Annotated in this window: 1 protein-coding gene; it reads right to left on the bottom strand. The window is 54.1% G+C overall.

The genetic code is table 11. The features are described from left to right. Nucleotides 1-16: 16 nt before the first annotated feature. On the bottom strand, nucleotides 17-255 hold a 239-nt coding region (locus VSR82_RS40355; RefSeq protein WP_498858959.1), incomplete at its 5' end, for a hypothetical protein.

The raw sequence follows: 255 nt of genomic DNA, 5'->3' as shown, positions 1-255 counted from the left end.
TGATGGACGACTCCCGCTACCCAGCGAGCGGTTTATGCCAAAGTGGAGAAGTCGTGACGTCCACGGCAAAGGAGCGTTCATCATGAATATAGCGACTGTTGGACTGGATCTGGCCAAGAGCGTGATGCAGGTTCACGCAGTGAATTCGCAAGGCGAAATCGTTGTACGCAAACAGCTCAGACGCGCGAATGTACTTCGGTATTTTGCTACGCTCGAACCGTGTGTAATCGGCATGGAAGCGTGCGCCTCGTCGCA

The organism is Burkholderia sp. JPY481, assembly GCF_038900515.1.
Lineage (GTDB): Bacteria > Pseudomonadota > Gammaproteobacteria > Burkholderiales > Burkholderiaceae > Paraburkholderia > Paraburkholderia youngii.
The sequence above is the reverse complement of the archived record's forward strand: the minus strand, read 5'-3'. Positions and strand labels throughout refer to the sequence as shown.